Source organism: Paracoccus sp. UBA889 (assembly GCA_002294185.1).
Classification (GTDB): Bacteria; Pseudomonadota; Alphaproteobacteria; order Rhodobacterales; family Rhodobacteraceae; genus Paracoccus.
The window spans coordinates 13,653-33,661 of the sequence record DBFD01000021.1 but is presented as its reverse complement, the minus strand read 5'-3'; the positions used below and the strand labels follow the sequence as shown (position 1 = coordinate 33,661).

Sequence of the window (20,009 nt, the reverse complement as noted above, 5' to 3'; positions counted from 1 at the left end):
CGCGCGGTATCGAGGTCAACCTTCCTTCTGGCCTGACGCCGAGGATTTCATCTGCTCGGTCATGGTCTGCATCATCTCGGTGCAGGCCGCCATCATCGGGCCCATCTGCTGCATCATCTGCATCATCGGCATCATCCCCTGCATGCCTTCCATCCCCTGCATTCCCTGCATGCCTTCCATACCCTGCATGCCGGACATGTCGCCGCCGGTCATCTCGCCATTCATGGATTCACCCGGCTTCATATCTCCGGGGGCTGCGGTATCCTGCGCAAAGGCCGTCGGCGCTGCGATCATCGCCGCAAGCGCGGCGGCAAGGCCAAATCGGGTATTCGTCTTCATGGTCGTCTCCTTGGTTGGGTTTCGTCTCAGTCCCTCGTTGCACCCGGCGCGTCGGCCGGGGTCTTGTCTGCGTCACCGCCCTTGCTTTTGCATGTGGCGCAATATCCGAGGCCGCACATGGCGGCACAGGGGGCCAGCGCCAGGATCAGCGGTGCGGCCCCGATCGCCGCGACCCAGCCCCAGTTCAGCCAGAGGCCGGCCCCGACAAGGACCATGGCAGCGACCACCAGGCCCCGGCGATCAAGCGGCAGCCTGAACCGGGCGGGGCGGGTCTGTGGGGTGGATGTTTCGGACATGGATCGGTTTCTCCTCGAAAATGATGTTGTCTGAAGGCTCTCGGCGGCGTGGCACCGGGGTGGCTCGCGCGCGATGATCCCGACCGCCGGGGCGAAGGCATCCATCGCAGGTCGTCACGCAGCGGCGCGCCTGCACCGGACAGGAAAGGTCGCGACATCATTGCCCGGCCTCGCGTTGCAGCTTTCGCACCACCGGCAGAATGTCTTCTTCCAGAATTTGCCGATTGAACGGGCCGACATGCTTGTAGGCAACACGTCCGGCGGCATCGATCACGAAGGTTTCCGGAATGCCGTAGACACCCCAGTCGATGGCCACGCGCCCGGACAGGTCTGCTCCGATGCGGGTGAAGGGATCGCCCAGTTCGTCGAGAAAGGCCAGCGCCTCGCCGGCCTTGTCCTTGTAGTTGATCCCGTAGATCGGGACTTCGCCCGTCTTGGAAAGCTCGACCATCAGCGGATTCTCGGCCCGGCAGGGCACACACCAGGATGCCCAGACGTTCACAAGCGAGACCTGTCCACGCAGATCAGCCGAGGACAGGCCGTCATCGCGCCCCTCGATCGGCGGCAGCGTGAATTCGGGCACGGGTTTTCCGATCAGCGGTGATGGCAACGGGCTGTTGTTGTTCAAAAGCCCCCAGAAGAAGGCCGCGCCGACCAGGCCGAAGACCGCCAGCGGCAGAAGCAGGACCAGCCGCCCGCCCCGCCGCCGGGGTTCCTGTTCAAGATCCGGGCTCATGATCCCTCCTCGTCTTTCGCGGTGAGTTTGGCCTGCATGTCACGCTGAAGATCCGGCCATGTGCTCTTGATATAGGCCAGCACGGCCGTGATCTCGGCGTCGGTCAGCACGTCCCCGAAAGCCGGCATGTCGCTTTCATAGCCTGCCACGACACCGCCGATGCCCAGCTTCGTAAAGTCGAAGAGTTGCCGGTCGGGGTGTTGCCAGCTGTGCCCGGTCTGGTCATGCGGAGGCGCCGGCATCCGGCCGTCAGGCAGCCGCCGCTTCCAGTTCGGCTGACCTTCCAGATTTGCGCCATGGCAGGACGCGCAGGTATTGGCATAGATCTCCTGCCCCTGCGCGATCCGGTCGGCACTGACGGGTTCACCCAGGAACGTGATCGCTTCCGGCGCGGCAGGTGGCTGCGCGGCCGCGAACTGCATGGTCGTCGCAAGACCCGCCGCGATGGCGCAGGTGAAGGTCAGCGCCCTGCCTTTCATGCCGGGCTCCGCAGATATTTTACCAGCGCCGCGACCGTCAGCACCAGTATCGCAAGCACGAGCAGCAGCAGCAGGACGCCGCCCGCCATCATCGTTCCCATCATCGGGCCGCTCATCATTCCGCCCATGCATTCACTCATCGGAATAGACTGCCACGCCCTCGGGCCCGAAGGAATAGACCCTCAGCGTGCCGGACTTCTGCTTCGCCATGCCGGGGGCGTTGGGGGGCATTCCGGGCAGGGTGATACCGGTGATCTCGGGCTTTTCCTCCAGCAGACGGTCGACCACCTCGGCCGGCACCAGACCGCCGATGAAATAGCCGCCGACCTTCGCCAGATGGCAGCCGAGCCCCTGCTGCGGCACGCCCACCGAAACCGACGTCTTGTCGAAGTTGCGGTCGTCGATGATCTCGACCGTGTATCCGGCCTTTTCCATATAGGCGCCCCAGGCGTCGCAACATCCGCAGCCGGGACTGCGCCACATGGTCAGCTGCTTGCTCTGCGCGGCCGGTTCCGCCGGCGCGCCGGCGCTGGCCGCCGAACCCGTTTCCTGCGCGAAGGACGGCAAGGCAAAGGCGATGCCGCCTGCAACTGCAAGGGCTGCTATCGGGGCGAATGCAAAAACGTTTTTCATGTTGATGTCCTTCAGATGGCCGCCAGCGCGGACCAGGTGGTGCCGCCGTCGCGGCTCTGTTTCAGACCGCCGTCCACGGCGGCAAAGATGTAGTCGGGATTGGTCGGGTGAACCGCCACCGAGACTGCGTCACCCGGCGCAAGGCGCGACCAGACCACGCCGGCGTCGCGCGAGGTCCAGACGCCTGATGAAAGGGCTGCATAGAGGGTCTGGGGTGCGGAAGCCGCGCTGACCAGCGCCCGGATCGGCTGGCCCGCCGGAAGCGGGGCTTCGGAGGGCGGGGCATCGCCGGAAACCAGGGCATCCATCGCGTTGCCTGGCTGGACATCCTGCCAGCGGCAGAAGCAATCGGGCAGTCGTGTCAGCCCCTTCTCGGTTCCGGCATAGATCCAGATCCCGCCCATGCCGGTGGCAAGATCGACCGAGGCGAGCGTCAGAAGATCCCGCTCGGCCTCGTCCAGCCAGGGACGATCCATGGCAAGGCTCCAGCTTTCGCCGGCATCCTCGCTTTTCCACAGCCCGTCGCCGCGGATCGCGGCATAGATCATGTCGGGCTGGCCGGCCGCGATCGCCAGGGCGTCCGTCGGGCCCGCGGGCAATCCGCTTGCGCGGCTTGTCCATGTCCTGCCGCCATCTTCCGACAGCGCGATGCCGTCGGCGGCCAGACCTGCCAGGATCCGGCCCGGTCGTTCAGGATGCGTCGCAAGTGTCAGGATCTGCGCGGGGCCGGATAGCGGCGACCAGGACTGGCCGCCGTCATCGCTGCGAACCAGGGCTTGTCCCGCGGCCAGCAACACATCGCCGTCGAATGCCAGCGCCGCAAGCGACGAGCGCGCAGGATCGGCCGCGCGCAGCGACGTCGGCAGAAGAAGAAGGCCGGCTGCCGCCAGCGATGCGGTCAGAAATCCGCGTCTGGACGGGTCGGAAAAACAATGCCGGCTTGTCGCTGCCGATCGTGAGGCGGCCGAAAGCGGCATATGGGGAAATCGAGTCATCGTTCATCTCTTGCTGATCATCGGGTTGGTCGCCGGAAGACAGAGGGCAGCGGGCGACGGTTCGGCCTTGCATCGAAACAGGCGCACGGGCCGGCACGACAAGGCGCCCCGATGCAGTCATGCACCGGGCGTCGGATCAGACGAGGATTCTTGGAGGCTGCTTGGCGGGCGTCCCGATGACACCACTGGGGGCATGGGCTGCCGCGGGCCAGAGCGAACTGCCCGTCGCCTCGGCAAACCTGTCGGTTTGCGGCGCCAGGACGGCCGAAAAACTGCCCGCCCCGCAGAAGAATTCGCAGGCAAGTCCCATGCCGCCAGCGCCGGAATCGCCGCAAGCGTCGCAATCCGCCATGTCCGAGGTTGCCACATCGACCGCAGCCATCTCGGTGGCGATACCCGCCGACCCGGCGGCCTGCGCGACCGTGCCGACCGCGAAAGCGGCAAGCAGGGCGACCAGAATCAGGCGGGCGAACAATTGCATGGCTGGTATCTAGCCTCCGGCCGGCGGAAATGCCAGTGTGGCGTATGCGCGATTTGGTGATCGACTCGCCAAAGCCCATCCGGCCCCGCCCGGCCTCGGCCCGACCGCGACAAAAGGCCGGCCGGTCATAGCCATGACGGCCAGGCGCGGGATCGCGATGGCGGATGGTCCTGACGAGCCTTCCGTCTGATCCGCGACAGGTCCGATGGTCATGGCAGCGATCCTTCTCGACTGAGACGAAACTAATCCTTCCACCAGGGGGAAGGTCAAGCGAGCAGAAGAAGGTTTTTCCGCTTCTCGGCGGATCGCTCCGCCTTGGCGGGAAAGGCCCGCCATATCCTCGTCGCGGCGGGGTCGGTTCTCGGGACCCATCGGCGCGCGGCGATCCGGATCGCCGCGCGACCGCCTTCGGCGGAGGCCCGACAGCCGGCGCCGGATCAATCCACTTCCGACAATGCCGTCAGACGATGAATCTGTCCCAGCTTCCGTAATGCTCGTCGCTGCGGCGCCCGCGCGGCAGGCTCAGCAGGATCAGCGCACCGCCCAGCATCATTCCGACAAGGCTGCCCGCGACGGTTCCGCCCTCCAGGAAAAGTGGTGCGACGATCAGCCACAGGCCGAAGAGAATGTTGAGAAATCTCAGCGGCCGCGCGACTTCGGCCCAGGCGATGACCGCGGTGGTCAGCACCAGCGCTCCCATCAGGTGATCGCTGTTGGCCATCGCCGCCTCGTTGCCGAATATCGCGCGAGAGAACATCAGGAAGATACCGATCCCGGCGCTGAGCGCGAGGGTCCAGGGCACGATGACGCCGCGCGCGCCTTGCCGAAAGACCGCCAGGACGCCGGCGTCGAAGCTCATGTCTCCGCCCTTGCTGCTGCCGGGCAGCGCGTCGCCGCGGAAGAAGGCACGCCAGAAGGGGCGGCCGCGCCGGGTGTTCCAGACCATGAACTGGATCATGGCCACGATCTCGTCCAGCGAGAAGGGGATCATGATCAGCATCGCCAGCGCAGCCATCAGGCAGATGGTACAATAGGTGCCGATGGTGATCGGCTGGATGATGATGAAATAGATGCTCACGATGCCGAGCGGCCCGACCACGATCCCGAACAGCGCCACCATCCACGGCATCGTCCGCCAGCGCAGGCGGCTACCCATGACGCCCATCAGGATCTCGAACATGTAGCTCATGGCGCCAAGTCCGCCATCGGCGATGGGCCAGGCTTTCGAGACATCCGAGGTGACGATGTATTCGGTGCCGTTCAGGCCCGAGGGCGAGGAGAAGAACGGCTCCCAGACGCCATCGACATGGCCAAGCTGATAGGCCGCGAGGATCCGCGACAGGATGAACCCCACAGCGCCCAGTGCGATGATCGGAAGGCGCTGGACATAGGTCGAGGGACAATAGGTCCATCCGGGAGGGATGTCGCCATCGTCCATCATCCCCTCGCGCGACATGCCCGGCATCATCGGGATCAGGATGGTCAGCGCGATCACCAGCGCGCCGATCAGGGTGTCGTTGGCATAGACCGACGCATCCGGCGTCCAGAAGATCAGCGGGGCGGCCAGCAGCCAGACGCCAAGCGCGGCATTCGCCCATTGCGCCCAGCCCATGCCGGGGCGAAGCGACAGCCCGGCAAAGACCATGATGAGCAGTCCGGTGAAAACATCGTTCCAGGCGGTCAGCCAACTGCGCGTGGCAGCGTCCAAAAGTCCGCGATCCTCGGTCACGCGCTGGACTGCGGCGCTGAACTCGGTCTGGTCGAACGTGCCGAAGACCGACGGCGCGGTTGCCAGCCAGAGGCCCAGCCCCATCACCAGCCAGTGAACCCAGAGCATCGAGAAATGCATCTGCCGCATCTGGGCGGCTTGGTCGCGTTCGGCCGTATCCTGTTCGGCGGCGGGCGGCGCGTATTCCGCCGCCTCCTCGGCGGCGGCTTTCTCGACCTTTGCCGCCGAGACGCGGGCGGCATTCAGGCCATTGCCGCGATACCAGGCATAGGGATCGTCCTTCAGCCCCTGAAGGATCTTCGGCATGTCGTCGCGCAGGCTGTGCTGCGGCGTCCATCCGAGATGCTTTTTGGCGGCCGAAAGATCCAGTTCATAGTGATCGCTTGAAATGTCCACCATCCAGGCGCGGATGAAGGCATCCTCGCCGAAGACCCGGTTCTCGATCCACGCCCCTGCCTTGGCCAGGCGCGGCGGCACGTTCCAGGTGATCCAGTCCTCGCCATGCAGTTCCCGGCCGATCAAACGCTGCAACTCGCCGAAGGGGACGGGATCTTCCTCGCCCAGCAGCACCGGGAAGATGTCCGGCAGATCGGCGCGCCTGTCCACGATCCGCTCCAGCGCGTCGAGCAGATCCTCCAGATGCAGGAATGCCTGCCCGCGTGCCAGATCGCCGGGATAGACCTTGCCGCTGAACCGCTTTTCGTGGATGCGGGCGATCTGATGGGCGAGGAAGGTCGAACGGCCGCTGTCGTCATAGACGCCCGCGGGGCGCATCAGCACAAGCTTCTCGTGGCCCCGCTGTTCGCGCAACATGGCCTCGGTGCGGATCTTGGAGGCGCGATAGGGCAGCTTCGGATCGAAGGGATCATCCTCGGCGATCGGCCGCCCCGGTTCGGTGGGTGCGTGGGCCAGCATGGTCGAGGCGAAGACGAACTGCTCCAGCTCGAATTCCTGCAAGCCGGTCAGAAGACGTTTCGTCCCATCGACCGTCACCGCGTCATAGGCGCCGCTTTCCTTTCCCGTCAGGTCGAAATAGGCGGCAAGATGGACGCAGGCGGCGATGCGGTCGCCATAGGCGAGACGCAGGCGGGACAGCGCCTTGTCAACGCTTTCCTGGTCGGTGATGTCGAAACAGATGCATTCGGCCTGATGCGGCGGATGCGGCGGCGAATGCCGGTCCAGTCCCACGACCCGATAGCGCCGGTGCAGGCGCCGCACCACCGCGCCGCCCAGATACCCGCTTGATCCGGTTACGACGACAAGAGGTTTTTCGCGATCATCCATCCGGCCTTCCGCCCCCTATTTCCGCAGGTACTTGATCAAGGCGGCCACGACCAGGACCGCCACCACCAATGCGATGAGCCAGAAAAGGCCCATCCCGAACATCATGCCGCCGCCAAATCCGTTGTTCATCACGCCATTCTTCCTTTCCCGTTCGTCGTCTGGGGCCGTGCCAATCATCGCGATGCCGTCTTTCAACGGCTGAAAGCGATGTGATTTTGATCGGGATCGACCTGGTGCGACCCTGCGCCTGCCCTTCAATCTGCCCGATCCCCGGCCGCCCGTGAAGCCTGTTCGCGGACCGGCGGAGTTTCGCGACATCGCCGGGACCAAGGATCACCCCGCCTTGCCCGTCGCCTTCTGAAAAGGCTTTGTCCTGGCAGCCGGAAGGTCAAGCCCCGCCGCAGGTCATTTTCCTTCTTGACCGTGCGCCTGCCCGCCCCCCGTGCCGGCGCGCAGGCCGTCCGGGGAACAAGGTCACGGGCGGCAGGCCCAGCCAGGAAAAACGATGCCCACGTCTGCCATTTCAGCTTGAATCCCAAGTGCCGCTAGGCGAGGCCGGATGCGCAAGTTGAAGATCAGCGCCCTGACCCGTGCAACAGGCCATCGGCCGCGCGTCTAGAAGTCGCCACCCGCCGCCAGCGCGCGTTCGTATTCCTGGCCCGGAATCGCGTCCAGCAGGCTGCGCGTATAGGCCGTGTCGGGGTCGTGCAGCACCTTGCCCGTCGGTCCCACTTCGACGATGGCACCTTTCTGCATGACGATGATCCGGTCGCAGATGCGGGCGGCAACGCGCAGGTCGTGGGTGATGAACAGCATCGACAGGTTCAGCCGCGCCTTCAATTCGGCCAGCAGATCCAGAACCTGCGCCTGTATCGACACATCCAGCGCCGAGACCGCCTCGTCCGCGATGATGATCGACGGTTCCAGCGCCAGCGCACGGGCGATGCCGATCCGCTGACGCTGGCCGCCGGAAAATTCATGCGGGAAACGATGCATCGCCGACGGGTCCAGCCCGACCAGACCCAGCAATTCCCGTGCCCTTTCCATCGCCTGCGCCCGGCCCGTGCCATAGGCGATCAGCCCTTCGGTCAGGATGCGCGATACCCGCGCGCGCGGATTGAGCGATGAGAACGGATCCTGGAAGATCATCTGAAGCTGGCGGCGCTTGTCGCGCAGTTCTGCCCCCGACATCAGCGCGATATCGGCACCCCCGATCATCACGCGGCCGCCATCGGGGTCGATCAGGCGTGTCAGGCAGCGCCCGACCGTGGATTTGCCAGAACCGCTTTCGCCGACGATGCCGATGGTTTCACCGGCGTGAAGATCGAAACTGACATCCCGCACCGCCCTGACCACGCGCGGCTTGCCGAACAGCCCGCCGCCGCCCGTGACGAAGGTCTTGTTCAGCCCCTCGACGCTCAGCACCGGCACGCGGTCGCCGGCTGGGGCATCGGCCTGCAGGGTCAGGCGCGGAATCGCGGCGATCAGGGCCCGAGTATAGGGATGCCGGGGTCGCAGCAGAACCTCGTCCGCCGCGCCGGTTTCGACGATCTCGCCGGTCTGCATGACGATCACGCGATCGGCGATGTCGGCCACGACACCGAAATCATGGGTGATGAAGATCACCGCCATCCCGCGCGACCGGCGCAAATCCTCGATCAGGTCCAGGATCTGGGCCTGGGTGGTGACGTCCAGCGCGGTCGTGGGTTCGTCGGCGATCAGGATGTCGGGTTCCAGCGCCAGCGCCATGGCGATCATCACCCGCTGACGCTGCCCGCCGGACAGTTGGAACGGATAGGCGCGGATGGCCGATTCGGGATCGGGGATCCCGACCTCTTCCAGCAGGGTCAGCGCCCGGCTGTGCCGCTGTTGGGGACGCAGTTGGCCATGCGCCTCGAAGACCTCGGCGATCTGCGCGCCGACACGCATCAGCGGATTCAGTGCGCTTAGCGGTTCCTGGAAGATCATCGAAATCCGCCGCCCGCGCAGTTCCAGCATCTGCGCTTCGGACAGGGCCAGGATATTTTGGCCGTCGAAGGTGATGGCGCCGCGCACCGGCTTGACCTCCTGCGGCAACAGCCCCATCACCGCGTTGGCGGACATGGACTTGCCCGAGCCGCTTTCGCCCACGATGCACAGGATTTCACCGGCGGCCAGGTCGAAGCTGATGTCCTTCGCGGCGTAGGCGCGGTCGGCGCCCTCGGGCAAGGCGATGTCGAGGTCGCGGATGCTCAGCAGGCTCATTCCGATTTCCTTGTCAGACGCGGATTGAGGGCGTCGTTCAATCCCTCGCCGATCAGGTTCAGCGCCAGCACGGTCAGCAGGATCGCCATGCCGGGCAGAAAGGACAGCCACCAGGCGGTGCGGATCACGGTGCGTGCGGCGCCGATCATGTAGCCCCAGGACATGATGTTGGGATCGCCCAGCCCCAGAAAGGACAGCGAACTTTCCAGCAGGATGGCCTGCGCCACCATCAGCGAGGCCAGCACGATGATCGGCGGCAGCGCGTTGGGCAGGATATGGCGCAGGATGATCTGCGTGTTGCCCAGCCCCGACAGGGTCGCCGCCTCGACGAATTCGCGCGTGCGCAGGCTCAGCACCTCGCCCCGCACCAGTCGTGCCACCGGCGGCCATGAGACGATGGCGATGGCGATGATCACGAAGGTCAGGCTGGGCTGAAAGATCGCCAGCAGCACGATGGCCAGCGCAAAGCTGGGGATGGTCTGGAAGAATTCGGTAAAGCGCATCAGCACGTCATCGGTCCGGCCGACAAAGTAACCCGCCAGCGCGCCCACGGGCACCCCGATGGCCAGCGCCACGATGGTAGAGACGAGACCGACCAGAAGGCTGACATAGGCGCCATGCGCCAGTCCCGCCAGCACATTGCGCCCCACGGCGTCGGTGCCCAGCGGCAGGCCGTCCTGCGTGAAGGGGGGCAAAAACGGGCGCTGCACCATTTTCCACGGGCTGGTGGGAAACAGGAAGGGCGCGGTCACGGCGGTGGCGATCACCACGGCCAGGATGACCAGCCCGATCACTGCGCCCCGGTTGGAGCGGAAGCGTTTCCAGAACTCTTTCATCTTGTCAGCTTTATGCGCGGGTCAACGATGACATAGACGACATCGGTGATCAGATTGAACAACAGCACCATCGCGCCCGAAATGTAGAACACGCCCAGGATCACCGCATAGTCGCGCTGGTTGATGGCCTCGAACATCAGCCGGCCGATGCCGGGCCAGGCGAAGACCGTTTCGGTCAGGATCGCCCCGCCGAAGATCTGTCCCGCCTGAAGCCCGGCCAGCGTGATTACCGGCAAAAGGGCGTTGCGAAGGATATGCCGGCGCTGGATCACCCGGTGTTTCAGTCCCTTGGCACGGGCGGTCTTGACGAAATCCAGCCGGCTGACCTCCAGCATGGAGGCGCGGGTCATGCGCATGTAGATGGCCATGAAGAACAGCCCCAGCGTGCTGGCCGGCAGGACCAGATGCCTGGCCACATCCAGCACATGCGCAAGTCCGGTATAGCCGGCGCCGATGGTCGAATAGCCAAAGCCCGGCAGCCATTCCAGCCAGACCGAAAACACCAGCACCGCCATCAGCGCCACCCAGAACAGGGGCGTGGCGTAGAAAAGCAGCGCCAGCGTGGAAATGATCGTGTCGCTCCACGATCCCTGCCGGGCCGAGGCCGCGACACCCGCGATCACCCCCAGCACCAGCGACAGCACGAAGGCGACGCCGGTCAGCAGCAGGGTCGCAGGCAGGCGGTCGGCGATCAGGTCGGCCACCGGCATCTGCTGCCGATAGGAAAAGCCCAGATCAAGCTGTGCCGCCCCCTTCAGATAGGTCCAGAGCTGGACATAAAGTGGCTGATCCAGCCCGAAGCGCGTCCGCAGATCGGCAAGGAATTTCTCGTCCGCCGCGCCCGCCTCGCCGGCCATGACCGCAGCGGGATCGCCGGGGGCGGCGTGGATCAGAAGGAAGTTGACTATCAGGATGGCCAGCAGGATGAACACTGCCTTGACCAGCCTGCCGAGGATGAACCTTATCACGCTGTCTGCCTTGCCGTCCGTGTGATGCGTTCGGTCCGGGCCAACGCCTTGGCCCGGACGGCGGGACCGGTGTCCCTATTGCGCCTTGTCGATCCAGACATCGCGGAATCCGTCATTCACGCCCAGGGCGGTGTTGACCGGGTTCTTGATGTTGCAGCGATAGATCGTCGGGAAGCCCAGTTCCAGCAGCCACAGATTCGGAACGTCGCTGACGATCATGTCCTGGACCTTCTTGTAGGCTGCGCGCCGTTCTTCGGGGTCGGCCATCAGGGCCGCCTCCTCAAACAGCTTGTCGACCTCCGGGTTCTGGTAATCGGCCACGTTGTTCCAGGGCGAACCGGGCTCGGCATTGGTGCTCATGTAGGTCCGCGATACGCCCAGGGCCGGATCGCCATACTGATAGAGATAGGTAAAGGCGAGGTCGAAGTCGCGATCGCTGACCTTCTGGTTCCATCCGGCCACGTCGGAGGGCACGATTTCCACGTTCATGCCGATCTCTGTCAGGTTCTGCTTGACCGCTTCGGCCCAGCGTTGCCAGGTCTCGCCATAGGGAAGACCCAGCAGACGGATGGTCTCGCCGTCATAGCTCGATTCCTCCAGAAGCTGTCTGGCTTTCTCGGGGTCATAGGAAATGTCCGGGGTCTCGGCGGAATAGAACCGGGTCGAGGACGACAGCGGACCGGTGGCGACCTTGCCCAGACCGCTCCACAAGGCGTCCCTCGCGAATTCGCGGTCCAGCGCATACATCATCGCCTTGCGGACCTTCAGATCGTCCAGAGGCTTGTTGTCCAGATTGATCCAGATCCAGGACAGCGGCCCGAAATATTCCCAGCCCTTGTCGGTGATGCAGGTATTGTCCATCTCGCGGATGCGGGGCACGTCGAAATTCTCGATCGCGCCGCCGGGCAGCACGTCCACCTGGCCGGTTTCATAGGCCACGGCACGCGAGGCCGCATCCGGGATCACCTGATAATAGATCTCGTCCACATAGGGCTTGCCCTCCATGTAGTAATCCTCGTTCCTGACCAGCCGGATATAGCTGCCCTTGACCCATTCCGCGAACTTGAAGGGGCCGGTGCCGATGGGGTTGGCATTCGCCGGATTGTTGGCGAAATCGGTGCCTTCATAGATGTGCTTGGGAATGACCGGCGCCGTGCCCGGCTCGAATATGCCGAGGAAGGGACCGAACGGCTGCTTCAGCTTGAACACGACGGTATAATCGTCGGGCGTGTCGATGCTTTCGACATGTTCCATATAGGTCCGCATCCGTGAATGCGTTTCGCGCAGGAACTTGTCCATCGAGAATTTCACGTCCGCCGAGGTGAACGGCTCGCCATCATGAAAGACCACGCCCTTGCGCAGCTTGAATGTGTAGGTCTTGCCGTCTTCCGATATTTCCCAGGATTCGGCCAGCTGTCCGCTGGGCTTGAGTTCTGAATCATAGCGCAGCAGGCTTTCGTAGATGTCGCCCGCGACCATCTGGGTCGGTCCGTTCTGGAGAAGGCCGATCATCAGGCCGGGCGGTTCGGGCTGGATGACGACATTCAGCGTGCCGCCCGTCTGCGGCTTTGCGTCCTGCGCGGCCAGCGGACCCGCCAGCGCAAGAATGGCGGCGGCGGCCGTGGCGGTGGCGGTGATCTTGATGTGCTTCAACATGGTGTCTCCCTGACGTTGTTATAGGTTCTTGGCATTTTCTGCTTCGGCCGCCTGAAACATGACGACCAGCCCGCTGCTTGCGACGATCCCGATCCGGGGCGGCACAAGCGTCAGACCGTTTCGAGCGATCTGATATAGGCGACGATCCCCTCCCTTGCCGTTGCGATGTCGGTCTGCATGGCCTCGCGGGCCGTCGCCGGGTCACGATTGCCGCAGGCGGAAATGACGATGTGATGCTGCCTGACCATATCCTGCTTTGCGCAGGCATAATATTCCGAAAGCAGCGGCCCCATCCGCAACCACAGCCGGTCCAGGACATCCAGCAGGATCGGCATGTCGGCGATCTCGGCCAGGGCAAAGTGGAATTCCTGGTTCAGCTGGTTGGCCTGCTGCCACCGCGCGGCGGCAATGGCCTCCTCGTTGCGCGCCACGATCCGCTGCAACCGGGCCACATCCCGGTCCTGCGCCAGCTCCGCGGCGCGGGCGGCGGCCAGCCCCTCCAACTCGATCCGGATCAGCGCGATCTCGTGATACTGGCTGATGGTCAGCACCGGAACCCGCACATCGCGACCCGAGCGTTGCACCAGCGCGTTGTCCCGCAGCAATCGCTGCACCGCATCGCGCACCGGGGTCGAACTGGTGCCCAGGGCCTCTGCCAGACCGCGGATCGTGACCCTCTGGTTCGGTCGCAGCTTGCCGCGCACCAGATCCCGGCACAGGCGCTGGTAGATGGCGTCTCCAAGCGAATCCCTGCTGATTACCTTCATCCTCTCCCCCAGCCCCATTCCCGGCAGGCTTTCCGCCGATGGGCCGATTTTGGTGCATGATGCATCATGTTCATTGAATCCGCAAATCATGCCTGCGATGATGCCGGCACGCGCCAAGCGGGCCGGACGCGCCACCACGACAGGAACGAACTCTCGCGAAGGAACCGATCATGAAAGCCTTCTTCGACCCGCGCCAGCTGCGCCATGCGCCCGAAATCTATTTCCGGCGCGGGGCGGCCATGCCGCATCAGGAACAGCCCCGACGCGCGGAATTGTTGCGCGACATGCTGATCGGGGAAGGGTTCGACATCACCGGACCGCGCGATTACGGAGCCGGGCCGATCAAGGCGGTTCACAATCCCGATTACGTCGATTTCCTGACCGACGCCCATGCCCGCTTCGTGGCCGATGCCGGGCCGGACGCGCTGGCCATCCCCACCGCCCATCCGGGCGCCAGGCGTGGCAGAGAGCCCCGTGACATCCACGGCCAGTTGGGCTGGTGGATGACCGATACATCGACACCGCTGACCGAAGGCACATGGGAGGCGGCCTATTGGTCAGCCCAGACCGCCATCGCAACCGCCGAGGACATCATCGCGGGTGCGCGCGCGGCCTATGCCCTGTGTCGTCCGCCGGGTCACCACGCCATGCGTGATTGTGCCAACGGATTCTGCTTTTTCAACAATGCCTGCATCGCCGCGAACCACCTGACGCGAAAATTCCGCAAGGTCGCGCTGATCGACGTGGATGTGCATACCGGCAATGGTTCGCTCGACATCCTGTACGAGCGTGGCGACATCTTCTTCTGTTCGCTGCATCCCGATCCCGGAACCTTCCCGACCTTCTATCTTGGCCATCCCGACGAGACCGGCGCGGGCGAAGGCAGGAACCGGTCACTGAACATCCTGCTGGAACACGGCGCGGGCGAGGCCGAGGTGCTTGCGGCGCTGGACCGCGGTCTGTCCGCGATCCGCGATTTCGGGGCCGAGGCACTGGTGGTCTCGCTGGGCTTCGACATGGCCGCCGACGATCCGCTGGCTGCGGTTGCGGTCTATCCGGGCGGTTTCGCGGAAATGGCCCGCCGTCTGGCGGCGCTGAACCTGCCCACCGCGCTGATCCAGGAAGGTGGCTATCTTGGCCCGTCCCTGGCCGACAATGCCCGCGCCTTTCTTTCCACGTTCCGCGAGGCGACACGATGACGGAACGGCCTGCCCCGATGAACGGCGCCGAAAGCGTCCTGCGCAGCCTTCATGCCGATGGCGTCGAGGTCTGTTTCGCCAATCCCGGCACCTCCGAGATGCAGTTCGTCGATGCGCTGGACCGAACCAGGCTGATGCGATGCGTGCTGGGCCTGTTCGAGGGCGTGGTCAGCGCCGCCGCCGACGGCTATGCCCGGATGGCCGGCAAGCCGGCGGTGACGCTTCTGCATCTGGCGCCGGGTTTCGCCAATGCCGCCGCCAATCTGCACAATGCGCGAAAGGCACGGGTGCCGATGCTGAACCTGGTGGGCGATCACGCGCTGCGGCATCGGCAATATGACTCGCCGCTTTCCGCCGATGTGGAGGGTGCCTGCGCGCCGTTCAGCGACTGGGTGCGGACGGGCCGGGACGCCGGCAGCTTTGCCGCCGACGCCATGGCTGGGCTGGCGGTGGCCAGGGGCAAGCCCGGCCGCATCGCGACGCTGATCGCGCCAGCCGATATCGGCTGGGACGCGGGCGGCAATATGGCGGCCCCGGTGGCGACCGCCGGCCCTGCCCCGCTGGACGAGACGGCGCTGGATGCCGCCGTGACCGCGCTGGAAAGCGGCGAAAGAACGGTGATCATCGCGGGGTTGTCGGTGCTGGAGGATGTCTCGGCGCTGGCGCGACTGCAGGGCATCGCCGAAAGGACCGGGGCCGATGTTCTTGCCCCCACCTCGAACCGGCGGATGGAACGCGGTCGCGGGCGGTTCGCCATCGGCAAGATCCCCTATCCGATCGACGCGGCGCTGCACTGCCTTGCGGGCTATTCGCGGGCGATCCTGGTGGAAACCCGCCCGCCCGTGGCCTTTTTCGCCTATCCGGGCAAGCCCAGCCTGCTGCTGCCCGAAACCTGCGACACGCTTACCCTGGCGGGGATCGACGGCGATGGGCCGGCCGCCATTGCGGCGCTGGCCGACCGCATCGGCGCCCGGCCCGTCACGGCGCGCGATATCGAGCCGGCGCCGGTGCCGCAGGCCGGGGCCATCACCCCCGTCACCATCGCCGCCGTGCTGGCAGAGACCCTGCCCGAAGGTGCCATCGTCATCGACGAGGCCGTGTCCAGCAGCGGCGACATCTTTCCCGGCGGCGCTGCCGCCGCGCCCCATTCCTGGCTGGCTCTGACCGGCGGCTCGATCGGCATCGGCATCCCGCTGTCGGCGGGCGCCGCGATCGCCTGTCCCGACCGTCCGGTGCTGACATTGCAGGCGGACGGCTCGGCGATGTACACCCTGCAAGGGCTGTGGACCCAGGCGCGCGAGGGGGCGAACGTGACCACCGTGATCCTGGCCAACCGCGCCTACGCGATCCTCAAGGGCGAATTGCACAATGTCGGCGCGCAGCCCGGTCCCGACGCGCTCGGGATGCTGAACCTGGACCGGCCGGGGCTGGATTTCGTGGCCATGGCGCGCGGCATGGGCGTGCCGGGCCGACGGGTCGAGGACATTCGCGAATTCCGGCGGGCCCTGCGCAATGCCATGGCCGAGCCCGGCCCGTTCCTGATCGAAGCGATGATCTGAGCCAGCAACCGGAAAAGGGAATTCCATGCCTCTCGACGCCAATCTGCGCGACCGTATCCTGCAGGCCGTTTCCGACGGGTTCGACGATCAGGTCGCCTTCACGCAAAGACTGGTGCGGATGCCGTCGCTGCGCGGACGCGAACATCCGATCCAGGATCTGATCTTCAAGGAATTGCGCGAACGCGGATACGCGATGGACCGGTTCCGGATGGACCGGACGGCGATCGAGGCGCATCCGGGAGGGTCGAAATTCTCGGACGATCATTCGGACGCGCCTATCGTCGTCGGCATCCACCGCCCGCGTCAGCAGACGGGCCGTTCGCTGATCCTGCAATCGCATCTCGACGTGGTGCCGGAAGGGCCGCATGACATGTGGGCGGAACCGCCCTTCTCGGCCCGGATCCGGGGCGACTGGATGTATGGCCGCGGCGCAGGCGACATGAAGGCGGGCGCGGCGGCCAACATCTTTGCGCTGGACGCGCTGCGCCGCGCGGGATTTCAGCCCGCAGCCAGCGTCTATGTGCAATCGGTCGTCGAGGAGGAATCGACCGGCAACGGCGCGCTGCAAACCCTTCTTCAGGGCTATACCGCCGATGCGGTGCTGATCCCCGAACCCGAGGACGAAATGCTGGTGCGTGCGAATACCGGCGTCCTGTGGTTTCAGGTGCAGGTCCGCGGCGTGCCGGTGCACGTGCGCGAGATGGGCGAAGGCGCCAACGCCATCGACGGCGCCACCCGCATCATCGCCGCGCTGCGCGAGATGGAGGCGGACTGGAACGCCGACAAGGACAGGCACCCCCATTTCGAAAAGGAAGCCCATCCGATCAATCTCAATATCGGCAAGATCGAAGGCGGCGACTGGGCCTCGTCCGTGCCCAGCTGGTGCAGGATCGACTGCCGGGTATCGATCTATCCCGGCCGCAGCGCCGGGGATGCCGCCGACGAGATAACCGCGCGTGTCGCGGCCTTCGCCAAAGCCGACAGGTTCCTGGCCAACAACCCGCCCCGAGTGGTTTTCAACGGCTTCTACGCCGAAGGTTACGTGCTGGAACCGGGCAGCGAGGCCGAGGCGGTGCTGGGCCGTGCGCATGAAACCGCCATCGGCGCGCCGCTGCAATCCTTCATGACGGCCGGTTACCTCGATACGCGGGTCCATGCACTCTACAACCGGATCCCCGCGCTCTGCTATGGGCCGGTCGCGCGCAATATCCACGGCATCGACGAATGCGTCAGCCTGACTTCGGTCAGACGGGTCACGCAGGCCATGGCGCTGTTCGTCGCCGAATGGTGCGGCGTCGAACCGGTGCAGACCTGATGCGTGACACGGGCCCCCGATCCTTGGTCGGGCTGTCCGGAACGGCGGTCGCGCCCGACCTGCTGGACCATGCGGCGCCTGCGGTGACGTCCGCGCAGGCGGCGGAACTGGCAGCGGAGATCTTTGGTGTCTGCGGCGATGTGCAATGGCTCAGCGCCGAAAAGGACGCCAATTTCCGCATCACCCCCGCCAAAGGCCCGCCGGTCCTGCTGAAAATCACCAACGCTGCCGAAGACCGCGGCGTGACCGAGATGCAGACCGCCGCCCTGATGCATCTGGGCAGGGTCGATCCCACGCTGCCCGTGCCCCATATCCGGCCAACCCTGACCGGGCGGGCCGCCCACATCCTGTCGATCCCCGGCGGGCAAAGCCATATGGTCCGCCTGCTGACCTATCTGGAGGGGACGACGCTTGGGCAGGCCCTGTCCGCCACCGGCCTGCACCAAGATATCGGCGCGCTGCTGGCCCGGCTGACGATCGGGTTGCGCGGGTTCGACCATCCCGCGGCCCGGCATATGCTGCAATGGGACATCAAGCGCGCGCACCACCTGCGCCCGATGCTGGAGGCGGTCGAGGACGGCCGGTTGCGAGGGCGGCTGACGCGGCTGATCGACCGCTTCGACGCCGAAATCGCGCCGCGCCTTTGCGGCCTGCGCGCCCAGGTCGTGCACAACGATTTCAATCCGCACAACCTGCTGGTCGATGCCCCCCGCGCCACCCGCCTGACCGGGATCATCGATTTCGGCGATATGGTGCACACGCCTCTGGTCTGCGATCTGGCGGTGGCCTGTTCCTACCAGATCGGCGACGGACCGCGCCCGATCGAGGCGATCGGGCGGCTGCTGGCAGGCTATGCCCCGATCCTGCCGCTGGAACGGGCCGAACTGGATCTGCTGCCCGACCTGATGCGCATGCGCCATGCCGCCACCTTGACGATCGGGGCCTGGCGGGCGCGGCGCTATCCCGCCAATGCGGCCTATCTGCGGCGCAACGGCGCGGCATCGCTGCGCGGGCTGACCGTGCTGGACCGGATCGGCACCGCGGCCGTCCTGGACATTCTGAAACGCGCCCTGCCGCCGGAGCGGATGCCATGACCATGATCAACGCCTTCGACGGCAGCGGCGAGGCCCGTCTCGACCCCCAGGACAAGGCGCTGATCGCCCGGCGCGCCAGCGTTCTGGGGCCCGCCTACCGGCTGTTCTACGAAGAGCCTCTGCACATCCAGCGGGGCAAGGGCGTCTGGCTGTGGGACAGGCGCGGCCGCAGATATCTGGACGCCTATAACAACGTCGCCTCGCTGGGCCATTGCCATCCGCGCGTGATCGAGGCCGTTTCGGCCCAGCTTGGGGTGCTGAACACCCATACCCGCTATCTGCACGAGGATGTGGTCATCTATGCCGAAAGGCTGCTGGCCACGATGCCTGACGCATTGGGGCATGTGATGTTCACCTGCACCGGGTCCGAAGCCAATGACCTGGCCTTGCGCATCGCGCGCAGCCGTGGCGGACGGCAGGGTGTTGTCGTCACCCGGCTGGCCTATCACGGGCTGACCGAAGCGGTGTCGGAACTGTCGCCGTCGCTGGGCGAATTCGTGCCGCGCGGCCCGCGCGTCCGGCTGATCGAGGCGCCGGACGGCCTGCGGGTGCCTGCGGCGGATCAGGGCGCAAGGCTCGCCGCCGATCTGGCCCGCGCGATTGCCGGGATGCGCGCCGAGGGGATCGAACCGGCGGCATTCATCGCCGACACGATCTTTTCCAGCGACGGTCTGCATCCGGAACCGGCCGGTTTCCTGCGCCCCGCCGTCGAGCTGATCCGCGCCGAGGGCGGCGTTTTCATCGCCGACGAGGTGCAGCCCGGTTTCGCCCGCACCGGCGAGGCGTTCTGGGGTTTCACGCGGCACGGTCTGGTGCCCGACATGGTCACGATGGGCAAGCCGATGGGCAATGGCTTTCCGGTTTCGGGGGTCGCCATGCGCCCCGAACTGGTGCGGGAATTCGGCGCGCGATCCCGCTATTTCAATACATTCGGCGGAAGCCCGGTCGCGGCCGCCGCCGGCCTTGCGGTGCTGGACGTGATCCGGGACGAGGGCTTGCAGGACAATGCGCTGCGAATAGGTGCCTTTCTCAAGGCCGGGCTGGACCGGATCGCCGCCCGGCACGAGGCCATCGGCGATGTGCGCGGCGCCGGGCTGTTCCTGGCGGTGGAATGCGTGACCCGGCGCGAAACCAACGCGCCCGACGCGGCGCTGGCCGGCTTTGTGGTCAACCATCTGCGTCAGAACGGGGTGCTGATCAGCGCCACCGGACCCGGCGCGAATATCCTGAAGATCCGCCCGCCTCTGGTGCTGCAGCAGCCCGAGGCAGAGATCCTGCTTGATGCCGTGGAGACCGCTTTCGCCGCGGCCGTCCCGTAATGGCCACGGCGGTCGTGGCAGAAGGCGCCATGGAACGGGGCTTGCCCGTCGGTGCAGGGACAATCTCCAGGGCAGGACGG

At 65.6% G+C, this 20,009-nt stretch carries 20 protein-coding genes; 5 read left to right on the top strand and 15 right to left on the bottom strand.

Features of this window, described 5'->3' with window-relative positions; all coding sequences use genetic code 11:
- Positions 1 to 15: 15 nt before the first annotated feature.
- From B4L36_RS03325 to B4L36_RS03255, 15 genes are all read right to left on the bottom strand, one after another.
- The gene (locus B4L36_RS03325; protein WP_292952327.1) at positions 16 to 339 is read right to left on the bottom strand and encodes a hypothetical protein; all 324 of its coding nucleotides are present in this window, start codon (positions 337 to 339) and stop codon (positions 16 to 18) included.
- A 26-nt stretch (positions 340 to 365) separates the two neighbouring features.
- Positions 366 to 635, bottom strand: coding sequence for a hypothetical protein (locus B4L36_RS03320; RefSeq protein WP_292952325.1), 270 nt, complete (start codon positions 633 to 635; stop codon positions 366 to 368).
- Between the two features lie 157 nt (positions 636 to 792).
- On the bottom strand, positions 793 to 1,371 hold the full coding sequence (locus B4L36_RS03315; RefSeq protein WP_292952322.1) for a DsbE family thiol:disulfide interchange protein: 579 nt from the start codon (positions 1,369 to 1,371) through the stop codon (positions 793 to 795).
- The gene (locus B4L36_RS03310) at positions 1,368 to 1,850 is read right to left on the bottom strand and encodes a cytochrome c (RefSeq protein ID WP_335662219.1); all 483 of its coding nucleotides are present in this window, start codon (positions 1,848 to 1,850) and stop codon (positions 1,368 to 1,370) included. The genes B4L36_RS03315 and B4L36_RS03310 overlap by 4 nt, the downstream gene beginning before the upstream one ends.
- Entirely contained in the window at positions 1,847 to 1,990 is a 144-nt protein-coding gene (locus B4L36_RS03305; protein ID WP_292952319.1) for a hypothetical protein, read from the bottom strand. The genes B4L36_RS03310 and B4L36_RS03305 overlap by 4 nt, the downstream gene beginning before the upstream one ends.
- Entirely contained in the window at positions 1,983 to 2,483 is a 501-nt protein-coding gene (locus B4L36_RS03300; RefSeq protein WP_292952316.1) for a DUF411 domain-containing protein, read from the bottom strand. The genes B4L36_RS03305 and B4L36_RS03300 overlap by 8 nt, the downstream gene beginning before the upstream one ends.
- 11 nt (positions 2,484 to 2,494) lie before the next feature.
- On the bottom strand, positions 2,495 to 3,478 hold the full coding sequence (locus tag B4L36_RS03295) for a WD40/YVTN/BNR-like repeat-containing protein (protein ID WP_292952313.1): 984 nt from the start codon (positions 3,476 to 3,478) through the stop codon (positions 2,495 to 2,497).
- Positions 3,479 to 3,614: 136 nt separating this feature from the next.
- Positions 3,615 to 3,959 (bottom strand): hypothetical protein, encoded by a 345-nt coding sequence (locus B4L36_RS03290; RefSeq protein WP_292952310.1) that lies wholly within the window; start codon positions 3,957 to 3,959, stop codon positions 3,615 to 3,617.
- A gap of 460 nt (positions 3,960 to 4,419) precedes the next feature.
- Complete coding sequence (locus tag B4L36_RS03285) at positions 4,420 to 6,972, bottom strand: NAD-dependent epimerase/dehydratase family protein (RefSeq protein WP_292952307.1); 2,553 nt, start codon at positions 6,970 to 6,972, stop codon at positions 4,420 to 4,422.
- Positions 6,973 to 6,987: 15 nt separating this feature from the next.
- Positions 6,988 to 7,167 (bottom strand): hypothetical protein, encoded by a 180-nt coding sequence (locus B4L36_RS03280; RefSeq protein ID WP_292952304.1) that lies wholly within the window; start codon positions 7,165 to 7,167, stop codon positions 6,988 to 6,990.
- Between the two features lie 420 nt (positions 7,168 to 7,587).
- Entirely contained in the window at positions 7,588 to 9,216 is a 1,629-nt protein-coding gene (locus tag B4L36_RS03275; RefSeq protein ID WP_292952301.1) for an ABC transporter ATP-binding protein, read from the bottom strand.
- Positions 9,213 to 10,052 carry an ABC transporter permease gene (locus B4L36_RS03270; protein ID WP_292952298.1) on the bottom strand — a complete coding sequence of 280 codons (840 nt, stop codon included), beginning with the start codon at positions 10,050 to 10,052 and terminating at the stop codon, positions 9,213 to 9,215. Before B4L36_RS03270 ends, B4L36_RS03275 begins: the two co-directional genes overlap by 4 nt.
- Positions 10,049 to 11,020: an ABC transporter permease gene (locus tag B4L36_RS03265; RefSeq protein ID WP_292952295.1), complete on the bottom strand. Its 972-nt coding sequence runs from the start codon at positions 11,018 to 11,020 to the stop codon at positions 10,049 to 10,051. Before B4L36_RS03265 ends, B4L36_RS03270 begins: the two co-directional genes overlap by 4 nt.
- A gap of 75 nt (positions 11,021 to 11,095) precedes the next feature.
- The gene (locus B4L36_RS03260; protein ID WP_292952292.1) at positions 11,096 to 12,676 is read right to left on the bottom strand and encodes an ABC transporter substrate-binding protein; all 1,581 of its coding nucleotides are present in this window, start codon (positions 12,674 to 12,676) and stop codon (positions 11,096 to 11,098) included.
- A 110-nt stretch (positions 12,677 to 12,786) separates the two neighbouring features.
- Positions 12,787 to 13,443, bottom strand: a complete 657-nt coding sequence (locus B4L36_RS03255) for a GntR family transcriptional regulator (RefSeq protein ID WP_292952289.1) — start codon at positions 13,441 to 13,443, stop codon at positions 12,787 to 12,789.
- 170 nt (positions 13,444 to 13,613) lie between these two features.
- Here B4L36_RS03255 and B4L36_RS03250 point away from each other — a divergent pair, with 170 nt between their 5' ends.
- The 5 genes from B4L36_RS03250 to B4L36_RS03230 are packed head-to-tail and all read left to right on the top strand — an operon-like array spanning position 13,614 to position 19,929.
- A complete protein-coding gene (locus B4L36_RS03250) occupies positions 13,614 to 14,642 on the top strand; it encodes a histone deacetylase family protein (RefSeq protein ID WP_292952286.1) in 1,029 nt (342 codons plus the stop codon).
- Positions 14,639 to 16,201 (top strand): acetolactate synthase large subunit, encoded by a 1,563-nt coding sequence (locus tag B4L36_RS03245; RefSeq protein ID WP_292952283.1) that lies wholly within the window; start codon positions 14,639 to 14,641, stop codon positions 16,199 to 16,201. Before B4L36_RS03250 ends, B4L36_RS03245 begins: the two co-directional genes overlap by 4 nt.
- A 25-nt stretch (positions 16,202 to 16,226) precedes the next feature.
- Complete coding sequence (locus tag B4L36_RS03240) at positions 16,227 to 17,516, top strand: ArgE/DapE family deacylase (RefSeq protein WP_292952280.1); 1,290 nt, start codon at positions 16,227 to 16,229, stop codon at positions 17,514 to 17,516.
- Entirely contained in the window at positions 17,516 to 18,610 is a 1,095-nt protein-coding gene (locus B4L36_RS03235) for a phosphotransferase (RefSeq protein WP_292952277.1), read from the top strand. The genes B4L36_RS03240 and B4L36_RS03235 overlap by 1 nt, the downstream gene beginning before the upstream one ends.
- Positions 18,607 to 19,929, top strand: coding sequence for an aspartate aminotransferase family protein (locus tag B4L36_RS03230; RefSeq protein WP_292952274.1), 1,323 nt, complete (start codon positions 18,607 to 18,609; stop codon positions 19,927 to 19,929). The genes B4L36_RS03235 and B4L36_RS03230 overlap by 4 nt, the downstream gene beginning before the upstream one ends.
- The last annotated feature ends 80 nt before the right edge of the window (positions 19,930 to 20,009 follow it).